Source organism: Mycobacterium sp. E136, from assembly GCF_001666865.1.
Classification (GTDB): Bacteria; Actinomycetota; Actinomycetes; order Mycobacteriales; family Mycobacteriaceae; genus Mycobacterium.
Genome location: NZ_LZJE01000294.1, coordinates 1 through 977, shown reverse-complemented (window position 1 = coordinate 977; position 977 = coordinate 1). Strand labels below are relative to the sequence as shown.

Genomic DNA, 977 nt, shown 5'->3' with positions numbered 1-977 from the left:
CCGCCAATCCAGGAAAGCAGGCCTCCTCATAGGCCTGGATTTCCAGCGATCCACGTTCGGTGATCTGTCGCGTGTAGGGCAGTACTGCCTCGGGCAATCCCAGTTCGCGGCGCTGCGCGTTTACTACCTCTTTGGTACCGCGCCAAGTCAGCCGTTCATGCGCCAGCATGGTCGAGCGGCGGAATCGTGGCGGCAGGAATGAGAGGAGCTCGCCGTTGGGTCTTATCGGGAAGTAATGAAGCGTGGCCAACGGAATGTCGTAATACTCCGCGACGTTGCCAGCGACCTCCTCGAAAACCAGACCAGTGAAGAGCAGGTCGACGCCCTTCGCAAGAGACGTCAGCGTTCTGCTCAGCTCTTCCCACGCTCGAGCCTTGGGTTCCCATGCCTCGCGCGACAGTCTCCGCAGGTCCGCAACCTTCCACGGATGGGACGTGCGCGCCTGGAATTCACGATGGACGTCCTGCCATAAACGCGCGTTCGGGCCGTAGCCGACCGCCTGAAGCCCGGCGGACTCGACGAACCCCACCATGTCGGGCGCTACTGCCAAATACACCTGATGTCCGCGGTGCAGCAACTCCCGGCCAACGGCAACGCAGGGCTCCACATCGCCACGACTTCCGTAGCTTGCCAGCACAAATCTCAGGGATCTGGCCATCCACTGCCCCCCTTCAAGTTGCGTGGACCAGAGAGTACATCGGGGTCGGCGGAGTCCCACGGCGACTACTGCTGGGGCGAGCCGGCCACTCCGGTGCCGCTGGCGGTGGCATGGCGTGGCCGGTCGAATTGGAACCGCGGCAGCCGTCGGCGCCATTGCGCCTCAGCAACAACAGTGAAAGGCTCCGCAAAAAAATGAGAGGGTAGGACGCGATGAAGCTTTTAATGGCCTGCTATGGGACGCGTGGTGACGTGGAACCCTGCGCCGCGGTTGGCCGTGAACTGCTGCACCGCGGGCACGAAGTGCACATGGCCGTCCC

At 62.8% G+C, this 977-nt stretch carries 2 protein-coding genes; one reads left to right on the top strand and one right to left on the bottom strand.

Features of this window, described 5'->3' with window-relative positions; genetic code table 11:
* On the bottom strand, nucleotides 1-658 hold a 658-nt coding region (locus A5698_RS19010; RefSeq protein WP_231967465.1), incomplete at its 3' end, for a glycosyltransferase.
* A 212-nt stretch (nucleotides 659-870) separates the two neighbouring features.
* Here A5698_RS19010 and A5698_RS28145 point away from each other — a divergent pair.
* The coding region (locus tag A5698_RS28145) for a glycosyltransferase (protein ID WP_156670810.1) at nucleotides 871-977 on the top strand (107 nt) is incomplete at its 3' end.